The organism is Geodermatophilus sp. DSM 44513 (genome assembly GCF_032460525.1).
Taxonomy (GTDB): Bacteria; Actinomycetota; Actinomycetes; order Mycobacteriales; family Geodermatophilaceae; genus Geodermatophilus.
The window spans coordinates 1,527,723-1,547,383 of the sequence record NZ_CP135963.1; the positions used below are offsets into that span (position 1 = coordinate 1,527,723).

Annotated in this window: 21 protein-coding genes; 18 read left to right on the forward strand and 3 right to left on the reverse strand. The window is 73.9% G+C overall.

The window, feature by feature from the left end:
• The first annotated feature begins 4 nt into the window (after positions 1 to 4).
• From RTG05_RS07435 to RTG05_RS07480, 11 genes are all read left to right on the forward strand, one after another.
• The gene (locus RTG05_RS07435; RefSeq protein WP_166528108.1) at positions 5 to 784 is read left to right on the forward strand and encodes an ABC transporter permease; all 780 of its coding nucleotides are present in this window, start codon (positions 5 to 7) and stop codon (positions 782 to 784) included.
• Complete coding sequence (locus RTG05_RS07440; RefSeq protein ID WP_166528109.1) at positions 777 to 1,613, forward strand: ABC transporter permease; 837 nt, start codon at positions 777 to 779, stop codon at positions 1,611 to 1,613. The genes RTG05_RS07435 and RTG05_RS07440 overlap by 8 nt, the downstream gene beginning before the upstream one ends.
• The gene (locus tag RTG05_RS07445) at positions 1,613 to 2,305 is read left to right on the forward strand and encodes an isochorismatase family protein (RefSeq protein WP_166528110.1); all 693 of its coding nucleotides are present in this window, start codon (positions 1,613 to 1,615) and stop codon (positions 2,303 to 2,305) included. The genes RTG05_RS07440 and RTG05_RS07445 overlap by 1 nt, the downstream gene beginning before the upstream one ends.
• A gap of 24 nt (positions 2,306 to 2,329) precedes the next feature.
• Positions 2,330 to 3,616, forward strand: coding sequence for an aromatic ring-hydroxylating dioxygenase subunit alpha (locus RTG05_RS07450; protein WP_166528111.1), 1,287 nt, complete (start codon positions 2,330 to 2,332; stop codon positions 3,614 to 3,616).
• Positions 3,613 to 4,170 (forward strand): aromatic-ring-hydroxylating dioxygenase subunit beta, encoded by a 558-nt coding sequence (locus RTG05_RS07455; protein WP_208104845.1) that lies wholly within the window; start codon positions 3,613 to 3,615, stop codon positions 4,168 to 4,170. Before RTG05_RS07450 ends, RTG05_RS07455 begins: the two co-directional genes overlap by 4 nt.
• 16 nt (positions 4,171 to 4,186) lie before the next feature.
• Positions 4,187 to 4,384 (forward strand): ferredoxin, encoded by a 198-nt coding sequence (locus RTG05_RS07460; protein WP_166528112.1) that lies wholly within the window; start codon positions 4,187 to 4,189, stop codon positions 4,382 to 4,384.
• A 24-nt stretch (positions 4,385 to 4,408) separates the two neighbouring features.
• The gene (locus RTG05_RS22340; protein WP_166528113.1) at positions 4,409 to 4,723 is read left to right on the forward strand and encodes an SH3-like domain-containing protein; all 315 of its coding nucleotides are present in this window, start codon (positions 4,409 to 4,411) and stop codon (positions 4,721 to 4,723) included.
• On the forward strand, positions 4,720 to 5,007 hold the full coding sequence (locus RTG05_RS22345) for an SH3-like domain-containing protein (protein ID WP_396349627.1): 288 nt from the start codon (positions 4,720 to 4,722) through the stop codon (positions 5,005 to 5,007). The genes RTG05_RS22340 and RTG05_RS22345 overlap by 4 nt, the downstream gene beginning before the upstream one ends.
• Positions 5,004 to 5,615, forward strand: coding sequence for a nitrile hydratase subunit alpha (locus tag RTG05_RS07470; RefSeq protein ID WP_166528115.1), 612 nt, complete (start codon positions 5,004 to 5,006; stop codon positions 5,613 to 5,615). The genes RTG05_RS22345 and RTG05_RS07470 overlap by 4 nt, the downstream gene beginning before the upstream one ends.
• Entirely contained in the window at positions 5,612 to 6,850 is a 1,239-nt protein-coding gene (locus RTG05_RS07475; protein WP_166528116.1) for an MFS transporter, read from the forward strand. The genes RTG05_RS07470 and RTG05_RS07475 overlap by 4 nt, the downstream gene beginning before the upstream one ends.
• A gap of 191 nt (positions 6,851 to 7,041) precedes the next feature.
• The gene (locus RTG05_RS07480; protein WP_166528117.1) at positions 7,042 to 7,290 is read left to right on the forward strand and encodes a hypothetical protein; all 249 of its coding nucleotides are present in this window, start codon (positions 7,042 to 7,044) and stop codon (positions 7,288 to 7,290) included.
• A gap of 52 nt (positions 7,291 to 7,342) precedes the next feature.
• On the opposite strand, the gene RTG05_RS07485 is transcribed toward RTG05_RS07480, so the two are convergent.
• Entirely contained in the window at positions 7,343 to 9,733 is a 2,391-nt protein-coding gene (locus tag RTG05_RS07485) for an ATP-binding cassette domain-containing protein (RefSeq protein ID WP_166528118.1), read from the reverse strand.
• Between the two features lie 112 nt (positions 9,734 to 9,845).
• Positions 9,846 to 11,333: an AAA-type ATPase lid domain-containing protein gene (locus RTG05_RS07490; RefSeq protein ID WP_315912411.1), complete on the reverse strand. Its 1,488-nt coding sequence runs from the start codon at positions 11,331 to 11,333 to the stop codon at positions 9,846 to 9,848.
• Between the two features lie 219 nt (positions 11,334 to 11,552).
• On the opposite strand from RTG05_RS07490, the gene RTG05_RS07495 reads away from it, so the two are divergent.
• Genes RTG05_RS07495 through RTG05_RS07515 form a run of 5 tightly spaced genes read left to right on the forward strand, consistent with a single transcriptional unit; the run spans position 11,553 to position 15,705 of the window.
• Positions 11,553 to 12,596: an amidohydrolase family protein gene (locus RTG05_RS07495; protein WP_166528119.1), complete on the forward strand. Its 1,044-nt coding sequence runs from the start codon at positions 11,553 to 11,555 to the stop codon at positions 12,594 to 12,596.
• 25 nt (positions 12,597 to 12,621) lie between these two features.
• Positions 12,622 to 13,404, forward strand: coding sequence for a metal-sulfur cluster assembly factor (locus RTG05_RS07500; protein WP_166528120.1), 783 nt, complete (start codon positions 12,622 to 12,624; stop codon positions 13,402 to 13,404).
• Positions 13,401 to 14,426 carry an NAD(P)-dependent alcohol dehydrogenase gene (locus RTG05_RS07505; RefSeq protein WP_166528121.1) on the forward strand — a complete coding sequence of 342 codons (1,026 nt, stop codon included), beginning with the start codon at positions 13,401 to 13,403 and terminating at the stop codon, positions 14,424 to 14,426. The genes RTG05_RS07500 and RTG05_RS07505 overlap by 4 nt, the downstream gene beginning before the upstream one ends.
• Positions 14,423 to 15,289 carry an HTD2 family dehydratase gene (locus RTG05_RS07510; protein WP_208104846.1) on the forward strand — a complete coding sequence of 289 codons (867 nt, stop codon included), beginning with the start codon at positions 14,423 to 14,425 and terminating at the stop codon, positions 15,287 to 15,289. The genes RTG05_RS07505 and RTG05_RS07510 overlap by 4 nt, the downstream gene beginning before the upstream one ends.
• Positions 15,290 to 15,318: 29 nt before the next feature.
• The gene (locus RTG05_RS07515; RefSeq protein WP_166528122.1) at positions 15,319 to 15,705 is read left to right on the forward strand and encodes a VOC family protein; all 387 of its coding nucleotides are present in this window, start codon (positions 15,319 to 15,321) and stop codon (positions 15,703 to 15,705) included.
• A 15-nt stretch (positions 15,706 to 15,720) separates the two neighbouring features.
• Here the strand turns inward: RTG05_RS07515 and RTG05_RS07520 are convergent, their stop codons facing one another.
• The gene (locus RTG05_RS07520) at positions 15,721 to 16,905 is read right to left on the reverse strand and encodes an acyl-CoA dehydrogenase family protein (RefSeq protein WP_166528123.1); all 1,185 of its coding nucleotides are present in this window, start codon (positions 16,903 to 16,905) and stop codon (positions 15,721 to 15,723) included.
• 102 nt (positions 16,906 to 17,007) lie between these two features.
• On the opposite strand from RTG05_RS07520, the gene RTG05_RS07525 reads away from it, so the two are divergent.
• Together RTG05_RS07525 and RTG05_RS07530 are read left to right on the forward strand one after the other, a co-directional pair.
• Positions 17,008 to 17,949, forward strand: coding sequence for an NAD(P)-dependent oxidoreductase (locus tag RTG05_RS07525; RefSeq protein WP_166528124.1), 942 nt, complete (start codon positions 17,008 to 17,010; stop codon positions 17,947 to 17,949).
• A 147-nt stretch (positions 17,950 to 18,096) separates the two neighbouring features.
• Complete coding sequence (locus RTG05_RS07530; protein ID WP_166528125.1) at positions 18,097 to 19,599, forward strand: APC family permease; 1,503 nt, start codon at positions 18,097 to 18,099, stop codon at positions 19,597 to 19,599.
• Positions 19,600 to 19,661 lie beyond the last annotated feature (62 nt).

Here is a 19,661-nt window from a genome sequence, read left to right on the forward strand (position 1 = left end):
GTCCGTGACCGCCGTCCTGGAGCGGAAGTGGCTCGCGTCCAGCCTGTTCACCCTCCTGCTCCTGGCCGTCTGGCAGCTGGCCGGTGCGCTGGGCCTGCTGCCGGCCTACGTCCTGACGCCCACCGCCATCGCCGCGGCCCTCGGGACCACCGTCACCGACGGCACGCTGCTCCCGGCCTCGGCGAGCAGCCTGAGCCGGCAGATGTCCGGCTTCCTCCTCGGCAGCAGCGCAGGAGTCGCCCTCGGTCTGCTCGCCGGTGTCTCCCGCTGGGCCGAGGACGTCTTCGACACCCTCGTCTCGCTGACCTACCCGCTGCCCAAGATCGCGCTGTTCCCTGTGGTGGTCATCTGGCTGGGCTACACCGACGCGGCGCGGATCCTGGTGATCGCCATCTCCTGCTTCTACCCCTCCTTCATCAACGCCTTCGCGGGCACCCGGGGCATCGAGCCGCGGTTGCTGTGGGTCGCGCGCAACGCCGGCGCCGGGCGGCTGCGCGCGTTCCGCCAGGTCGTGCTGCGCGCCGCGATGCCCGCCGTGGTCAACGGGGTCCGGCTGAGCCTGGCGCTGTCGTTCATCCTCACCTTCGCGACCGAGTCGCTGGGCGCCAGCCGTGGCGGTCTCGGCGCGTTGATCGAGGACGGGTTCAACGACCTCGTCTACCCCCTGATGTGGGCCGGCATCGTGGCCTTCGCCCTGTACGGCTTCCTCGCCGACCAGGCCTGGACACGCCTCGCCGGCCAGCTGCTGCGCGGGCAGCGGGTGGAGGCGGTCGGTCGTGGCTGACGTCCTGGACCGCGCACGCTCGACCGCCGCCGACGAGGCCGCGCTCGAGCGCCTGGAACGGAGCCGACGCCTCAGCGACGGCACGATCCGGCGGATCCGGCGGGTGGCCGCCGTCGTCCTGCCCTTCGTCGTCTGGGACCTCCTGGCGGCCGTCGCGGCCAGCCGGCTCCTGCCGGGGCCGCTCGCCGTGGCGCAGACCCTCGGGCGGCTGCTCACCGACGGCACGATCTGGTTCCACGCCCAGCTGACCTTCCAACGCGGTCTGCTGGGGCTGACCATCGCCGTCGTCGGCGGCGTGACGCTGGGCATCCTGCTGGCCCGCGTGCGGTGGATGGACGCCGCGCTCGAGCCGCTGGTCGCCGCCACCTACCCGGTGCCCAAGCTGGCCCTCTACCCGTTGCTGATCCTGGTGCTCGGGTTCGGTGCCGCGTCGAAGGTCGCGATGGTCGCCCTGGAGTGCGCCTACCCGATCGTGCTCACCGTCTACGCGGCCGTGCAGTCGATCGACAAGCACTACTTCTGGCTGCTGCGCAACGTGGAGGCCAGGCCGCGTGCCCGGTTCACCGTGATCGCGCGGGCCACGACGCCCGCGATGGTGGCCAGCCTCCGGATGGCCACCCCCATCATGCTGGTGATCATGGTGGTCACCGAGATCCTCGGCGAGAGCCGCGGGCTCGGCTACCTCATCCGGCGGGCCAGCACCGACTTCGACCCGATGACCGCCATGGCGGTCATCCTGCTGCTCGCGGTGATCGGCTTCGTCCTCGACCGGCTGATCGTCCTCGCCGCCAACCGCACCAGCCGCTGGGCCGGGGAGGTGCGGCTGTGATGCGCTCGGCGCTGGACCGGCTCTCCCGCATCCCGGCCGAGGACCTCGCCGCGCTGCGCAAGATGTGGTCCGGTGACCTGCCCGAGCCCCGGCCCATCGGCCGGCGCCCGGTGCTGCTGGTGGTCGACATGACCGAGGCGTTCGTCCGCGACCGCTACCCCACCGGCTGGGCGGCGACCGGTGAGCCGTGCGCGGCCGGCCTCGCCGGGCTGCTCGGCGAGGCACGCGCGGCCGGTGTGCCGGTCGTGTACACGGTGACCGAGCCGTTGCCGCACCCCGCCCAGGTCGGCGCCTGGCTGCGCGGCCGGCCCGGGCCGAGCATGTTCCCCTTCGACGCCCCGGGGCCGCACCACGAGGTGGTCCCGGAGGTGGCACCCGTCGACGGCGACATCGTCATGGTCAAGCCCAAGCCCTCGGCCTTCTTCGGCACCCAGCTGCACGCCGTGCTCAACGCCCTGCGCGCCGACACCGTCGTGGTCACCGGCATGACCACGAGCGGGTGCGTCCGGGCCACCGTCAACGACGCCTTCATGCTCAACTTCCCCGTCGTCGTGCCGCTGGAGTGCGTCGCCGACCGCTCCCAGCTCTCCCACGAGGTCGAACTGTTCGACATGGGCGCCAAGTACGCCGACGTCGTGCTCACCGACGACCTCCGCGCCGCACTGCGCACCCCCGAGCGCGTCCCCGCCTGAGCCCCACACCACGAGGAGAGACCGATGGAGACACCCACCTCCACGTCGGAGCGACTGCTGGCCACCGTGCTGCCCGAGGACGGGCAGATCCCCGCCTTCGTGCACACCGACCCCGACGTCTACCGGCTGGAACACCAGCGGCTGTGGAACCGCGTGTGGCTCTTCGTGGCGCACGAGTCGGAGATCCCGTCGCCCGGTGACTTCGTCGTCCGCGACATGGGGGAGCGCAACGTCATCGTGGCGCGCGGGGACGACGGCGAGATCCGCGTCTTCCTGAACTCCTGCCGTCACCGCGGCATGCGGCTCGCCGTCGAGGACGAGGGCAGCGGGCCGTCGTGGCGCTGCTCGTACCACGGCTTCACCTTCCGGAACAACGGGACCTTCCTCGGTGCCCCCTACCAGCGGGCGGCCTACGTCGAGGGGCTGGACCGCGACTCGCTGCGGCTGCTCGAGGCGACCAGCGACTCCTACCGCGGGATGGTCTTCGCGACCTGGAACCCGCACCCGGAGCCGCTGACCGACTTCCTCGGTGGGATGGCCTGGTACCTCGACATCCTCATCGGCCGGGCCGAGTTCGAGGTGGTCGGGGCGCCGCAGCGGTGGGTCGTGCCCACGGCGTGGAAGCTCCCCGCGGAGAACTTCGCGTCGGACGCCTACCACACGGCCACCACGCACGCCTTCCTCGCCAAGCTCGGTCTGGTCAGCGGCGTCGACTTCGGACGGCTCGGCTACCACGTGGACGTCGGCCAGGGGCACGGCCTCGGCATCGGGATCCAGGACGAGGGCCCGTGGTACCCGCAGGAGCTGCGGCCGGAGTACGAGCGCAACCTCACCCCGGACCAGCTGGCGCTCATGGACCGGATCAAGAACTTCCACGGCAACGTCTTCCCGAACCTGTCCTTCCTCATCCCCAACGTCGTGGAGATCGCCGGCCACCGGGTCACCGGCATGACCGTGCGCCTGTGGCAGCCGATCGGCCCGGACTCGATCCAGGCCTGGTCCTGGCACCTGGTGGAGAAGGGCGCACCGCAGTGGTGGAAGGAGCTGGGCCGCAAGACCTACGTCCAGACGTTCGGCAGTTCGGGGATGTTCGAGCAGGACGACACCGAGAACTGGGAGGCGCAGACCCGCAACTCCAGCGCCACCCTCAACTTCGAGGAGCCGGTGATGCTGCACTACCAGATGGGCCTGGGCCGCCAGCCGCTGTCGGGGTTCCCCGGGCCGGGCACCGTGTACGACGGCAAGTTCAGCGAGGCCGCCGCGCGGTCGTTCTACCGCCGCTGGCTGGACCTGGTGGTGGGGGACAAGTGAGCACCTCGACCGAACTGCCCCCCGTGGAGGCCGCGCCGGCAGCTGCCGCCGTCCCCGTGCCCCTCGAGACCCGGGTCGCCGCGCAGGACTTCCTCATCGAGGAGGCGCACCTGCTCGACCAGCGGCGCTTCCCGGAGTGGTACGCGCTGTTCACCGACGACGTCGTCTACGTCGCCCCGGTGCGCAACACCCGGCGGGTCGGCAACTCCGGTGTCGTCGAGGAGATCGGGCACTTCGACGAGAACAAGGCGAGCCTGGGCCTCCGGGTCCGCAAGCTCGGCACGGACGTGGGCTGGGCGGAGGACCCGCCGTCGATCACCCGCCGCTTCATCACCAACGTGAAGGTCGAGTGGGGGGACCACCCCGACGAGCTGAGGGTCCGCAGCTACCTGCTGCTGTTCCGCAGCCGCGGGGACCGAGGCCAGTACGACCTGCTGTCCGCCGAGCGGAACGACGTCCTGCGCTCCGACGCCTCGGGGTTCCGGATCGCCCGGCGGCACGTCCTGCTCGACCAGGTGTCGCTCGGCACCAAGAACCTCGCCATCTTCCTGTAGCGGTCCGGAGGACCTCATGCGCGTCTCGCTCGATGCCAGCAAGTGCCAGGCCTACGGGAACTGCATGGTCACGGCTCCCGACGTCTTCGACATCGGGGACGACGACGCCGTGGTCACCGTCCTCGTGGAGCACCCGCCGGAGCAGCGCCGTGCGGACGTGGGGGAGGCCGTCCGCAGTTGTCCCGTGGAAGCGCTGACCCTGCACGAGGACTGACCGCCGACGCCCGAGGAGGCCCCCGTGGTCACCGCACACCGCCACCACGACATGGGCGGCCGGCCCGCCGGCCCGGTCGTGGCCGGTGAGCACGACCTGGAGCCCTGGGAACGGACGGTCGAGGCCGTGATGTGGCTGCTCTCCCTGCCCGAGCGGCGGGTGTTCACGATCGACCAGGTGCGGCGGGCGATCGAGGACATGGGCCCCGACGTCTACGACTCGCTCACCTACTACGAGCGGTGGGCGCACGCGCTCACGCAGGTGCTCCTGGAGACCGGCACGGTCACGGTGACCGAACTCGGGCGCGAACTCGAGGCGCTCGAGCGCGCAGAGCCGTGAGCGTGCCGGCCGTCGGGGACCGCGTCCGCGTGCGGGACGCGTGGCCGCCCGGCCACGTCCGCACCCCGGGCTACGTGCGCGGCCGCAGCGGTGTCGTCGTCGAGGTCCGCGGTCCGTACCCGGACCCGGAGCTGCTGGCCTACGGCCGACCCGGGCCGCCGCGCTGGCTGTGCACGGTGCGGTTCCGGCAGTGCGACCTGTGGCCCGGCTACGCCGGCGGGCGGACGGACTCGTTGCAGGTGGACGTGTACGACCACTGGCTGACCCCGGGGGCCGCCCGATGACCGCGACCCCCGGGCCGGTGGAGCCGCAGGCCCAGCGCCGCCGGGCCGAACGGCTCACCGAGGCGGTCCGCCGGCTGCTGGTGGCCAAGGGTGTCCTCACCGAGGCCGACATCGCCCGGGCCGTCGGCGTCCTCACCGGTCGGTCGCCGGCCCTCGGCGCCCGCGTCGTGGCGCGGGCGTGGACCGACGTCGCCTTCGCCGCACGGCTGCGGCAGGACGCACGCGGCGCCTGCCGCGAGCTGGGCATCGAGCTCGGACCGATCGAGGTCGCGGTCGTGGAGAACACCCCCGAGGTGCACAACCTCGTGGTGTGCACGCTGTGCTCCTGCTACCCGCGGTCGCTGCTCGGCATCCCGCCGGACTGGTACAAGGACGCGGCCTACCGCAGTCGGGCGGTCTCCGAGCCGCGCACGGTGCTCGCCGAGTTCGGCACGGTCCTCGCCGAGCAGGTGGAGGTGCGGGTGCACGACTCGACCGCGGACCTGCGGTACCTGGTCGTGCCGCTGCGGCCCGAGGGCACCGGGCACCTCGACGAGGTGGACCTGGCGGCACTGGTGAGCCGTGACGCCATGATCGGCGTGTCCGTCGTCACCCGACCCGTGGCATGACGGCGCCCGGGCTGCGCCTGCCGGCGGCAGCGCCCCGGGACACCCCGCCGTACGAGCTCCGGACACCGGCCTGGCGGACGGCGTTCGCCGTCGTCCTGGCCTCGGCGATGGGGGTGTCGGTCTACAGCATCCCGGCGCTGGCGGTGCTGTCCGGACTGCTCATCGACGATCTCGGGATCGACCGCTCGCAGTTCGGCCTGGTGGTCACCGCGGTGGCCGTGTCCAACGCGGCCTGCGCCCAGGTGGCGGGCCGGCTCGTCGACCGGGTCGGCGGACGGCGGGTGCTGCTGGGGGTCTTCGCGCTCACCGTCGTCTCGGCCGCCCTGCTGGCAGTGGCGCCGTCCTTCTGGGCGTTGCTGGCCCTGGCGGCCCTCGCCGGCGCACCCAACGGCGCGAGCAACCCGGCGACCAACAAGGTGATCGCCGAGTACGTCCCCGCCGGCCGCCGCGGGGGAGTCGTGGGCACCAAGCAGTCCGGGGTGCAGGCGGGGATGTTCCTGACCGGGGTGGTCCTGCCGCCGGTCGCCCTGGCCACCAGCTGGCGGTGGTCGCTCCTGCTGGTGAGCGCCGTGTCGGTCCTGGGCTTGCTCGCCGCGTGGCGGCTGGTGCCGGCCGGTGACCGTGCCGCTGTCAGGCGTGCCGGCCGGGCCGCGGAGCGGCCGGGACGGCTCCCGTCGGCCGTGCGCTGGCTGGCGGCGTACTCCTCCCTCATGGGGTTCGGCGGGGCCGCGGTCACCTCGTTCCTCCCGCTATACGCCCACGAGGACTTGGGCTGGTCGCTGCCGGCGGCCGGCGCGGCCACCGCTGCCATCGGCCTGGTGGGCATGGCGGCGCGGATCGTCCTCGGGCCCCGGATGGAGCGCATGGGGCACGTGGCCCTCCCGCTGGCCGTCATCGCCGTCGGATCGGCGGCCAGCGTGGCCGGGCTCCTGCTGGCCGCCCGCACCCCCTGGCTGGTGTGGCCCGCGGTCGTGGTCGCGGGACTGACGGTGGCGACCTGGAACGCGTTCACGATGCTGGCCGCGATCTCGGCGGGCTCCGAGCAGGTGGGGCGCTCGACCGGGGTGCTGGTCCTCGGCTTCATGGGCGGCTACGCCTCCAGCCCGGTGCTCTTCGGGACCTCGGTGGAGGTCACCGGCTCCTACCTGACCGGCTGGGTGGTCTGCGGGGCCGTCTTCCTCGCGGCCGCCGGGCTCATGCTCCTCTGGCGGCGGGTCGTCGCAGCCCGGCCGTGACCTGGCCGGTGGTCCGTGCCGCCGGACGCGTCAGGCCTGACAGAGCGAACCCGCGCGCCGAACCCGCCTTGGGCATGATCGTGTCCTCTCCACACGCGGTGTCGCCGTGTGCTCAGCCACATCTGCCTGCCCGCAGTGGGGGCGTTCACAACACGACGGCGACATCTGCCAACGATGGAGGAGGACGATGGGTGTACGGGAACACCATCGTGCAGTTCGGAGGAACCATGCCGCACCCCACCGACGTCGACACCCACCCCACCCCGGGCTCCGCCACCCGACGGGCTGCCGGTCGCCGGGACGTCCGGCTCGTCGAGCGGGTCAGCTCGGCCGACCGCGACGACCTCGCCGCCCTCTTCGAGGGCCGCAACGCCAGCGACAGCCCGGCCGCCGACATCCTCCGCCGGCACGCCCGCCGCTGGTTGTCCCGCACCCGCTGACCCGCGGGGCCGGTCCGCACCGTGGCGGCCGGCCCGGCCGCGTGCCGTCCCGTCAGGCCCGGACGTAGGCCGCCAGGTGCTCAGCCGTGAGGGTGGAGCGGGCGGCGACGAGGTCGGCCGGGGTGCCCTCGAAGACCACCCGGCCACCGTCGTGACCGGCGCCGGGACCGAGGTCGATCAGCCAGTCGGCGTGCGCCATGACCGCCTGGTGGTGCTCGATGACGACCACCGACCGGCCGGCGTCGACGAGCCGGTCGAGCAGGCCCAGCAGCTGCTCGACGTCGGCCAGGTGCAGGCCGGTGGTCGGCTCGTCCAGGACGTAGACGTCCCCGCCCTCGGCCATCTGGGTGGCCAGCTTCAGCCGCTGCCGCTCCCCGCCGGACAGCGTGCTCAGCGGCTGGCCGAGGGTGAGGTAGCCCAGGCCGACGTCGGCCAGCCGGCCCAGGACCGTGTGCGCGGCCGGCGTGCGCGCCTCCCCGGTGGCGAAGAACCCCTCGGCCTCGGTCACCGACATCGCGAGCACCTCGGCGATGTCCCTGCCACCGAGGGTGTAGTCCAGCACCGCTGCCTGGAACCGGCGGCCCTCGCACTCCTCGCACGGTGACTCCACCGTCGCCATGACGCCCAGGTCGGTGAACACCACCCCGACGCCGTTGCAGGTCGGGCAGGCGCCCTCGGAGTTGGCGCTGAACAGGGCCGGCTTGACCCCGTTGGCCTTGGCGAACGCCTTGCGGACCGGCTCGAGCAGCCCGGTGTAGGTGGCCGGGTTGCTGCGCCGCGAGCCGCGGATGGCGCCTTGGTCGACCACCACCACGCCGTCGCGGGGCGCGACCGAGCCGTGGATGAGCGAGCTCTTGCCCGAGCCGGCCACCCCGGTGACCACGACCAGCACGCCGAGCGGGATGTCGACGTCGACCCCGCTCAGGTTGTGCGTGCGCGCGCCGCGCACCTCCATCGCCCCCGTCGGCGTCCGCACCGCGGGCTTGAGCGCCGTCCGGTCGTCCAGGTGCCGGCCGGTCAGCGTCCCGCTGGCCCCCAGCCCCTCGACCGTGCCCTGGAACACCACCTCGCCGCCGCCGGTGCCGGCCCCAGGGCCGAGGTCGACGACGTGGTCGGCGATGGCGATCACCTCGGGCTTGTGCTCCACGACGAGCACCGTGTTGCCCTTGTCCCGCAGCTGGCGCAACAGGCCGTTCATCCGCTCGATGTCGTGCGGGTGCAGCCCGATCGAGGGCTCGTCGAACACGTAGGTGACGTCGGTGAGGGAGGAGCCGAGGTGGCGGATCATCTTGGTGCGCTGCGCCTCGCCGCCGGACAGCGTGCCCGCCGGCCGGTCGAGGGAGAGATAGCCCAGCCCGATCCCGGTGAAGGAGTCCAGCAGGTGCTGCAGCCCGGCGAGCAGCGGCGCCACGGAGGGCTCGTCGAGCTCCCGGACCCAGCCGGCGAGGTCGCTGATCTGCATCGCGGACAGGTCGGCGATGTTCGCCCCCCGGATCCGCGACCCCAGGGCCTCCCGGGTCAGCCGGGTGCCGCCGCAGTCGGGGCAGGGCGTGAAGGTCACCGCCCGCTGCACGAAGCGGCGCACGTGCGGCTGCAGGGCGTCGACGTCCTTGGACAGCATCGACTTCTGGATCCGCGGGACCAGGCCCTCGTAGGTGAGGTTGATGCCCTCGACCCTGATCTTGGTCGGCTCGCCGTGCAGCAGGGTGTGCAGCTCGTCGGCCGAGTAGTCGCGGATCGGCTTGTCCATGTCCAGCCCCACGCCGGAGAAGAGCCGGCCGTACCAGCCGTCCATGCTGTAGCCGGGCACGGTCAGGGCGCCCTCGTTCAGCGACCTGGCGTCGTCGTAGAGCGCGCTGCGGTCGATGTCGGAGATCGAGCCCATGCCCTCGCAGCGCGGGCACATGCCGCCCAGGTAGACCGCGTCGCGGACGACGGCCTTCTCCACCCGGCCGCCCTTGTCCGTGCTCATCACCCCGCTGGCCTTGCGCGTCGGGACGTTGAAGGAGAAGGCGGTGGGGGGCCCGACGTGCGGGGTGCCCAGCCGGCTGAACAGGATGCGCAGCATGGCGCTGGCGTCGGTGGCGGTGCCCACCGTGGACCTCGGGTTGGCGCCCATGCGCTCCTGGTCGACGAGGATCGCGGTGGTGAGCCCGTCGAGCAGGTCGACGTCGGGACGGGCGAGGGTGGGCATGAAGCCCTGCAGGAAGGCGCTGTAGGTCTCGTCGATCAGCCGCCGGGACTCCGCGGCGATGGTGTCGAACACCAGCGAGCTCTTGCCCGAGCCGGAGACCCCGGTGAAGACCGTCAGCCGGCGCTTGGGGATCTCGACGCTGACGTCCCTGAGGTTGTTCTCCCGTGCGCCGACCACGCGGATGAGGTCGTGGCGGTCGGCGGGGTGCGACGCGGGGGTCCGGGTGTCCGGGCTGGTGGCCGTGCTCATCGGGTCTCCCTCCGTCGGCGCGGCCGCCGACGCCCCCGGTGTCTACCGGACGGGGGTGACGGACAGGGGAGCGCGACACCCGTCCGGTCGACCCGGCGGGGAGGGAGGCCGGTCAGTCCGTCGAGCGCGGCGGCACGGTGATCTTGTACTGGGCGATCTTCCGGTAGAGCGTGGCGCGGCCGATGCCGAGCTCCTCGGCCGCGCGGGTCACCGTGGTGCCCGGTGCGGTGAGGCAGCGGACGATCTCGTCGCGTTCCAGCCGCTCCAGCCGGGTCAGCGTGCGGCTGCCGCTGTCGAGCACCTCGGCCGCCAGGTGCTGGACGTCCACGACGTCGGTGCGGGACACCGCCTGGCGGACGACGCGGCGCAGCTGGCGCACGTTGCCCGGCCAGGAGTAGCCGGTCAGCGCCCGGGCCGCCCGCGCGGTGACCGTCACCGCGCGGTGCCGCTCGGCCCGGGCGAAGGCCTGCGCGAGGGGGAGGACGTCGTCGGTCCGGTGCCGCAGCGGCGGGGTCTGCACCACCGTGTCGACCAGCGCGGCCAGCGGGCCGGGCAGCGCGGCGTACTCCGGGGCGCTGAGGACGAACGGCTGCGGGCCGGCCGCGCGGCGCACCGTGCCGAGGGTCTGGCCGAGCTCGTCGGCCGCCCAGGCGGGCAGGTCGGCCAGCCCGGAGACGATGACGCAGGTGCCGCCGTCGCGCAGCTCCGGGGTCCACAGCTCCAGCCAGGCGGCCACGTCGCCGCGGTCGGGCCCCCGGGCGTGCAGCAGCCGCGGGCGCCCGGGCAGCCGGCGGCGCGCCGCGGCGGCCAGCGTGGCCTTGCCCGCACCCGGCTCACCGACGACGGCGACGACCCGGCCGGCGGTCATCGCGCCCGCCGTCTCCTCGACCGCGGCGCGCCAGCCGGCCGACACGCACGCGTCGCCGTCGCCGGCCGCCCACTGGCCGCCGACGACGTGGAAGACCTCGCCCCGCGGCGCGGGCCGCAGCGGGCGGCCTCCGGAGCGGACCAGCATCAGTGCGCTCGTCGCGCTGGCCGCGGCCTGGGCCAGCCCGAGCAGCAGCTCCGAGCCGGTGGCCGACCACGTGGTCAGGTTGATGCTGCCGGCCAGCTCCCCGGTCACCGGCTCGACGACCGGGGCGGCCGCGCAGGTGTAGCCGCGCAGCTCGGCGCACCAGTGGTCCTCCGCGCGGACCAGGGACGGCGCGCGGTCGGCGAGGGACAGGCCCAGCCCGTTGGTCCCGGCGTTGCGCTCGTTGTAGGAGAACCCGGGGGCCAGGTGCACCCGGTCCAGGGAGCGGCGGATGCCGGGGTCGTCGCCGAGCCGGGCGAGGACCAGTCCGCCGGAGTCGGCCACCATCAGGCTGACCGGCTCGTCGGCGATCGTGGCCTGCAGGTCGGTGAGCACCCGGTGCGCGCACTCGTAGAGCAGCGAGCCGGTGTCGACGGTGCCGGTGAAGACCGGGATGACCTCGTCCGGCGTCACCCCGTAGGCGGAGCTGCGCCGCCACGACGCCCGCAGTCGGGGCGCCGCGGCGCGGCCGGCCAGGGCGGGGTCGGGCAGCGGGACGGGCGCCGCCGGCAGGTGGGGCACGGCCACGGGTCACCTCCGTCTGCTCCGGGGCGGGGCCGAGCGTTGTGGTCCGTGCCACAGGAGGGTACGCGCGCGTGCCGTGCGACCCCGGCGACGTCGCCGACCGCACCGGCGTGACCGGCGTCCCAAAGTGAGACACCCGGCGGGTTCGCCGGCCGCTGCGCCGCCCCTAGCGTCGACGGCCAGGACGCAACAGCCCTCACCCCGTGACCCCCGGAGGCAGACGTGTACCGCAAGGACGGCGAGAGCTACTACGTGGTCGACGCCCACATCGCACTGTGGGACGGACGCCCGGAGAACCAGCGGAACATCCACGGCAAGCAGTTCATCGACTGCTTCTACGACTACCACCGCAACCTCAGCCCCGAGTCCGAGGTGTGGAGCTACGAGGAGTACCTCTACCAGGGCGGCGAGCGGCTGATGCGCGACGTGTTCGTCGACGGCATCGTCGACCACGCGGTCTTCCAGCCGGCGCTGCTCGGCGAGTTCTACCACCGCGGCTTCGGGCAGACCGAGGAGGCGTGGGCGCTGACCCAGGCCCACCCGGACGAGCTGACCTACAACCACTGCTTCGACCCGCGCTTCGGCGAGGCCGGCCTGGACCAGCTGCGCGCCGACGCCGAGCGCTTCGGCCTCAAGGGCGTGAAGCTCTACACCGCCGAGTGGCAGGGCGACTCCCGCGGCTACAAGCTCAGCGACCCGTGGACCTACAAGTACCTCGAGGTCTGCCAGGAGCTCGGCATCAGGAACATCCACGTGCACAAGGGCCCCACCATCCGCCCGCTGGACCGCGACGCCTTCGACGTGGCCGACGTCGACCACGCCGCCACCGACTTCCCCGACCTGACCTTCGTCGTCGAGCACTGCGGGCTGCCCCGGCTCGAGGACTTCTGCTGGATCGCCGCCCAGGAGCCCAACGTCCACGCGGGCCTGGCGGTCGCCATGCCCTTCATCCACACCCGGCCGCGCTACTTCGCCCAGATCATGGGCGAGCTCACCTACTGGCTCGGGGAGGACCGCATCCTCTTCTCCAGCGACTACGCGCTGTGGACGCCGAAGTGGCTGGTGGAGGCGTTCGTGGACTTCCAGATCCCGGAGGACCTGACCGAGTACGCGCCGCTGGGCACCGAGCTCAAGAAGAAGGTGCTGGGCCTCAACGCGGCCAAGCTCTACGACCTCCCGGTGCCCACCGAGCTGCAGCTGCCCGACGCCGACGAGACCCAGACCGGCCCGCGCGAGCCGGCCGCGGCCGACCTCGCGTCGGTCTGACCGCGAGGGGCTGAGGAGGACGCCGATGACCGCGCTGCTCACCGACCGGGCCGCCGTCTCCGAGCGTGAGGTCCGCGACGCCCTGGGCACCGTCGTCGACCCGGAGCTGGACGAGCCGATCACCGACGTCGGCTTCGTCCGCTCGGTGGCCGTGACCCCGGGTGCCGACGGTGCCGCCGTCGAGGTGCACCTGCGGCTGCCCACGTCGTTCTGCGCGCCGAACTTCGCCTTCCTGATGGTGTCCGACGCGCACGACGCGGTGTCCGCCGTCCCCGGGGTGGGCCGGGTGGTGGTCGAGCTGGACGACCACCACGACTCCGACCTGATCAACCGCGGGATGGCCGCCGGGCTCGGCTACCGCGGCACCTTCGGGCACGAGGCGGAGGACTCCCTCGACGAGCTGCGGGCGACCTTCCAGCGCAAGGCGCACACCGCGGCGATGGAGCGCGCGGTCACCGCGCTGCTGCGCACCGACCCGGCGGTGGACGTCTGGGCGCTCACCCTCGGCGACCTGCCGGCCGGTGAGCACACCACCGACGCGCTGCTGCGCCGGCGGGCGACGCTCGGCCTGCCGGTGGACGCCGGTGCCCCGGTGCTGATCCGGGACGACGGCAGCCGTCCCGACCCCGCGCAGGCGGAGATGGTGCTGCGCCGGGCCCGCTCGGTGCGCATCTCCGTCGACGGCAACGCCCACTTCTGCCGGGGCCTGCTCACCACCCGCTACCCCGGGTCGGAGGCCGACCAGGCGCCCCGCCCCGAGGACCGGGTCCTCCTCCCGCTCACCGTCCCGAAGGGAACGCGCCCGTGAAGGCCGTCCGCGTGCACGAGTACCACGTCGACCCCCGCATCGACGACGTCCCCGAGCCGCAGCTCCAGGGCCCGCTCGACGTCGTCGTCAAGATCGGTGGCGCCGGGGTCTGCCGCACCGACCTGCACATCCTCGAGGGCCAGTGGGCCGAGCTGCAGAACCCCGACCTGCCCTACGTGATCGGGCACGAGAACGCCGGGTGGGTGCACGCGGTCGGGGAGGGGGTCACCAACGTCGCCGTCGGTGACACCGTCATCCTGCACCCGCACCCCAGCTGCGGGCTGTGCATGCCCTGCCGCGCCGGCCGGGACATGCAGTGCGTCAACGCCTTCTTCCCCGGGCTGTCGAACGACGACGGGGGCATGGCCGAGTACCTGCGCACCACCGCCCGTGCCTGCGTGAAGCTCGACCCGTCGACCAACCCGGCCGACGTCGCCGCGCTCGCCGACGCCGGCATCACCGCCTACCACGCGGTGCGCAAGGCGCTGCCGCTGCTGCACCCGGGCACCACGGCGGTCGTGCAGGGCGCCGGGGGCCTCGGCCACATCGGCGTCCAGTGCCTGGCCGCGCTGTCGGGCACGCGGGTCATCGTCGTCGACCGCAACCCCGACGCCCTGGAGCTCGCCCGGCAGATCGGGGCCGACGAGACCGTGCTCGCCGACGGCACCCAGGTGCAGGCCGTCCAGGACCTCACCGGCGGGGGCGCGGACGTCGTCTTCGACTTCGTCGCCGAGCAGGGCGCGGAGATGGACGGCTGGCACATGACCGGCCCGGCCGGCTCGTACTACGTCATCGGGTACGGCGGCGAGCTGCGGATCCCGACGCTGGACTTCGTCGCCGGGGAGAAGAACATCGTCGGCAACATCGTCGGCACCTACACCGACCTGGCCGAGCTGATGGTGCTCGCGCAGGCCGGCAAGGTCACCCTGCACACCCAGCAGTACCCGCTGGAGCGGGCCGTGGACGCGCTGCGCGACCTCGACGCCGGGAAGGTCAGGGGGCGCGCGATCCTGGTCCCGTGACCGACCTGCACGCCGCGCTGGCGGGCTGGGCGCCGGAGCCGGAGGAGACCGCGGAGGTGGTCGGCCCCTGGCCGGCGGCCGCCTTCTCCGCCGTGCTCGACCTCCCCGCGCCGGCCGCGGGGGAGGGCGACCCGCTGCCCCTGCTGTGGCACTGGTTCTCCTTCCTCGGCACGCCGCGGCAGTCCGGGCTGGGGGAGGACGGGCACCCGGCTGCCGGCCGCTTCCTGCCGCCCGTCCCCGACCGCCGGCGGATGATCGCCGGCGGCCGGGTGCGGGTGCGCGCGCCGATCCTGGTCGGCGAGCGGGTCACCCGGCGGGCGGAGCTGGCCGCGGTGCGGGTCACCGACGGCCGCAGCGGGCCGATGGCGTTCGTGACCACCCGGTACACGTTCCGGCGTGGTGACCGCAGCGGGGACGACGTCCTGCTCACCGAGGAGCAGGACGTCGTCTACCGGTCCCAGCCCGCCGGGCAGCAGCGGGTCCTGCCGGTCGGGGAGCCGGACGCCGAGCCGGAGCACGACTGGCGCATCGAGACCGCGACCGGCCCGGAGCTGCTGTTCCGGTTCAGCGCGCTCACCCACAACGCCCACCGCATCCACTACGACCAGCCGTACGTGACCGGCGTCGAGGGCTACCCCGGCCTGGTGGTGCACGGCCCGCTGCTGGCGCTGCTGCTGCTGGAGGTCCCGCGCCGGCACGCGGGGCGCCCGGTGTCGGCGTTCGACTACCGGCTGACCAGCCCGGTGTTCGCCGGCGCCACCGTGCTCACCCATGGCCGCCGCTCCGGCGACGACGAGCTGGTGCTGTCCTCGATGGTCCGCGGCGGCCGCACCTCGATCACCGGCACCGCCCGGCTGTCCTGACCCCGACCGACCGCGCCCGGAGGCCCGCCGTGCAGATCGACCGGTTCGACCACCTGGTGCTCACCGTCGCCGACATCGACGCGACGGTCGCCTTCTACCGCGACGTCCTCGGCATGCAGCCGGTCGTCTTCGCCGGCGGCCGCACCGCCCTGACCTTCGGCCGCGCCAAGATCAACCTGCACCAGGCCGGCCGGGAGTTCGAGCCGAAGGCGGCCACGCCCAGGTCCGGCAGCGCGGACTTCTGCCTGGTCACCGAGGACCCGCTCGACGACGTCGTCGCCGAGCTGGCCGCACTCGGGGTGCCCGTGGAGGTGGGGCCGGTGGACCGCACGGGCGCGATCGGGCCGATCCGCAGCGTCTACGTGCGCGACCCGGACGGGAACCTGGTGGAGATCAGCACCTACCGGTCCGGCTGACGCCGGTCCGCGGGCTCAGTAGGACCGCGGCAGGCCCAGCACCTTGGTCGCCACGAAGGACTTGATCATGTTGTTGTTGACCGGGGCGACCTGGTACATCCGCGTCTCGCGGAACTTGCGCTCGACGTCGTACTCGTCGACGAACCCGTTGCCGCCGTGGGTGTCGAGCGCGGCGTTGGCCGCGGCCCAGCTGGCCTCCGACGCCAGGTGCTTGGCCATGTTGGCCTCGGCGCCGCAGGGGTGCCCGGCGTCGAACAGGCGGGCGGCCTCCCAGCGCATCAGGTCGGCCGCGCGCACCCGCATGTAGGCGTCGGCCAGCGGGAACTGCACGCCCTGGTTGGCCCCGATCGGGCGGCCGAAGACCTCCCGCCGGGTGGCGTAGCCGACGGCGCGGTCGACGAACCAGTAGCCGTCGCCGATGGCCTCGGCGGCCAGCAGGATGCGCTCGGCGTTCCACCCGTCGATGACGTAGCGGAAGCCGGCGTCCACCTCCCCGACCACGTGGTCGGCCGGCACCCGCACGCCCCGGTAGAACACCTGGTTGGTCGCGTAGTTGAACATCGTGCGCACCGGCACGACCTCCAGGGCCTCCGGCTGCTCGGCGCGGACCCGGCGCAGGTCCACCAGGAACAGGGTCAGCCCGCGGGTCCGGTCGGCGCCCTTCTCGCTGGTCCGGGCGAGCACCAGGGCCAGGTCGGACTCCGCGATCCGGCTGGTCCAGTTCTTGTGCCCGGTGAGGACGTAGCCGTCGCCGTCCCGGGTGGCGGTCGTGTCGATGGCGGTGGTGTCCGACCCGGCGGTCGTCTCGGTGATCGAGAAGGCCTGCAGCCGCAGCTCGCCCGCGGCGATGAGCGGGAGGTAGGCGTCCTTGAGCCGGTCGCTGCCGTGCCGGAGCAGCGCGCCCATCGTGTACATCTGCGCGTGGCAGGCCGCGGAGTGCCCGCCGGAGCGGTTGATCTCCTCCATCACCACCGACCCGGCGGTCACGCCCATCCCCCCGCCGCCGTACTCCGCCGGGATCAGGACGGCGAGCAGCCCGGCCCCGGTGAGGGTGTCGACGAACTCCTGCGGGTAGCGGCGGTCGCGGTCGGTCTCGCGCCAGTAGGCGTCGGGGAACCGCGCGCACAGCGCGCGGGTGCGCTCCCGCAGCGCCTCCAGGTCGGCGTCGGGTGCGGCGTGCACGGGCGTGGTGTCGAGCATCGGGGCTCCTCCTGTGGTCTCTGCCCAGTCTGCGCAGGTCCCGCTGCGTCCGGCGCGCCCGCCCGCAGGACACGGGCCGGTCCACGGTGGAGGCTGGGCGCCGTGAAGCTCCTGCTCCCCGACTCCGTGCCGCTGGACCCCGACCTGCCGGAGGGGGTCCAGGCGGTGCGCTACGACGCCGCGTCCCCGGTCCCCGACGAGCACCTGGACGCCGAGGCGCTCGTCGTCTGGGGCAACCGGCCGGCCGACCTGCAGGCCGTCGCCGGCCGGATGCCGCGGCTGCGCTGGGTGCAGGCCCTGGCGGCCGGCCCGGACGCCGTCCTCGGCGCGGGCTTCCCGGACGACGTCCTGGTCACCTCCGGTCAGGGCCTGCACGACGCGCCGGTGACCGAGCACGCCCTCGCCCTGGTCCTCGCGCTGCTGCGCCGGCTGCCGGCCGCGGTCGCCGCGCAGGGCGAGCACCGCTGGGCCCGCGAGCTCGGTGGGCTGCAGCCGCTGCACCCCGAGGGCGCGGTGACCACCCTGCTCGACGCGCGGGTGCTCGTCTGGGGCTTCGGCAGCATCGGGCAGACCCTCGCCCCGCTGCTGCGCGACCTCGGCGCGCACGTGCGGGGCGTCGCGCGCAGCGCGGGGGAGCGGGCTGGCTTCCCCGTCCTCGCCGAGGACCGGCTGGACGACGAGCTGGCGCGCACCGACGTCCTGGTCATGGTGCTGCCCGCCACGCCGGCCACCGAGCGGGCGCTGGACGCCGGCCGGCTGGCCGCGCTGCCGCGGCACGCGCTGGTCGTCAACGTCGGCCGCGGCTCGACGGTCGACGAGCCGGCACTGCTCGACGCGCTGGCCGGAGGCCGCCTCGGCGGCGCCGCCCTCGACGTCACCGCCGTCGAGCCGCTGCCGGCGGACTCCCCGCTGTGGGACGCGCCGAACCTGCTGCTCACCCCGCACGCCGCCGGTGGCCGCCCGGTCGGCGCCGACGCGCTGGTGGCCGCCAACCTCGCCGCCCTGCTGGCCGGCGGTGAGCTGCGCAACGTGGTGCAGCGCTGACCTCGAGCCCGTAGTCGCGGCCCGCGGCCCGACCGCGGGGTACCCGGGGCCGCGCCACCGGGCCGGGGCCCGGGTCCCCCGCAGTCGGCGCGCGCCCGCCCGGCCCGTCGAGTTGTCGGATGCCCCAGCGGCTGACACAACCGTCGCATGCACCCGGACCCCGTGGACTCCGCCGCCCGCCCGGAGCCGACCCTCCGCCCGGACGCCATCGGGTTCCGCGACGCGCTCGTCATCGGCCTGGCCTCGACCTCGCCGGCGTACTCGCTGGCCGCGATCATCGGGGCGCTGGTCGCGCTCACCGGCGTGCACGCCCCGGGCGTGCTGCTGGCCTCGTTCGTGCCGATGCTGCTCATCGCCGCCGCGTTCGCCGCGCTCAACCGGGTGGACCCCGACTGCGGGACGACGTTCTCCTGGGTGACCCGCGCGATGGGGCCGTGGGCGGGGTGGATCGGCGGCTGGGCCATCGCGATGACCGGCGTCCTGATCACCGGGTCGCTGGCCAACGTCGGCGTCGTGTTCACCCTGCGCACCGTCGGCCTGGACGCGCTGGCCGACAGCACCCCGGCGGTGCTGGTGCTGACCGTCGGGCTGGTGCTGCTCATGACCTGGCTGTGCGTGCTGGGCACCGAGCTGTCGGCGCGGGTGCAGGACGTGCTCATCCTCGCCCAGACCGCGGCCCTGCTGGTCTTCGCCGTCGTCGCCCTCGCCCGGGGCGTGACCGGCAACAGCCCCCTGGGCGGGCTGGCCCCCAGCTGGAACTGGCTGGACCCCTTCGGCGCCGGGGGTGCGGCGCTGACCGGCGGGCTGCTGCTCGGGGTGTTCGCCTACTGGGGCTGGGAGTCCGCGGTGAACCTGACCGAGGAGACCCGCGACTCCACGTCGGCCTCCGGCCGGGCCGCGGTGGCCTCCACCGTCGTGCTGCTGGTCACCTACGTCGGCGCGGCGGTCGCCGTCCTGGCCTTCGCCGGCACCGACTACCTGGCCGACAACGCCGAGGAGGAGGAGGCGGTGTTCGCGCTGCTGTCCACCGAGGTGCTCGGCGGCTGGGACTGGGTGGTGCTCGTGGCGGTGGCCACGGCGGCCGTCGCCTCCACCCAGACGACGATCCTCCCGGCGTCGCGGACCGGACTGTCCATGGCGCGCCGGCACGCCCTGCCCCGCCGCTTCGGCCACGTCTCGCCGCGCTACCGCACCCCGGACGTCTCCACCTGGTGGGTCGGCGGCATCGCCAGCGTCTGGTTCGTCGCCGTGAGCCTGGTCAGCGAGGACGCGCTGTTCGACTCCATCACCGCGCTGTCGCTGCTCATCGCCTTCTACTACGCGCTGACCGGGGTCGCCTGCGCGGTCTACCACCGCCGGCTGCTGACCCGCAGCGTGTCGGCGTTCCTGCTCATCGGGGTCGGCCCGCTGACCGGCGCGGGGCTGCTGGTCTGGCTGCTGGTGCTCTCCGTCCGCGACCTCGCCGACCCGGCGAACTCCTACACCGGTCAGGCGTGGCTGGGCGTGGGGCCCCCGCTGGTCATCGGGGTCGGGACCTTCGCCGTCGGCCTGGTGCTCATGGTCGTGTGGCGGGCGCGGGACGGCCGGTTCTGGGAGGAGCGCCCCGGGACCGCCGGCGACCCGATCCGCGTCGCCGAGGACCTGCGCTGAGCGCCGGTCCCGCCGTGACCATCGGCGGGTGGTCGCCCGACACGCCGGCGGGTGCAGCCATC